The sequence below is a fragment of the Bacillus sp. SIMBA_005 genome (assembly GCF_046535585.1).
In the GTDB taxonomy this organism is placed as follows: domain Bacteria; phylum Bacillota; class Bacilli; order Bacillales; family Bacillaceae; genus Bacillus; species Bacillus pumilus.
This window is the reverse complement of record NZ_JAWRWI010000148.1, coordinates 1-327: the sequence shown is the minus strand read 5'-3', so window position 1 is coordinate 327 and position 327 is coordinate 1. Positions and strand designations below refer to the sequence as shown.

Annotated in this window: 1 protein-coding gene; it reads left to right on the top strand. The window is 71.9% G+C overall.

Annotated features, from left to right (window positions below):
- The coding region (locus SB660_RS19510; protein ID WP_486304202.1) for an ABC transporter ATP-binding protein at positions 1–327 on the top strand (327 nt) is incomplete at both ends.

Below are 327 nucleotides of genomic sequence, written 5' to 3'. Positions count from 1 at the left end.
GTGATCGCGATGGCGCTCGCTGCGGACCCGCGGCTGCTGATCCTCGATGAGCCGACGACCGGCCTCGACAGTCGCGTCGAGGCCGAGGTGATCGCGCTCGTGGGCCGGCTCCGTCGCGAGCGCGGTTTCGCGACCCTGCTCATCAGCCATGACCTCCCGCTCGTCGCGAGCCATGCGGAGCGCATCGGCGTGCTCGAGCGCGGGAAGCTCGTCGAGTACGGCGAGGCGGGCGACGTGGTCGAGCGACCGCAGCATGCCTACTCGCGGCTGCTCGTCGACGCGGTCCCGCCTCTCGATGCGCCCTCACGACCGGGGGTCTCGTCGCAC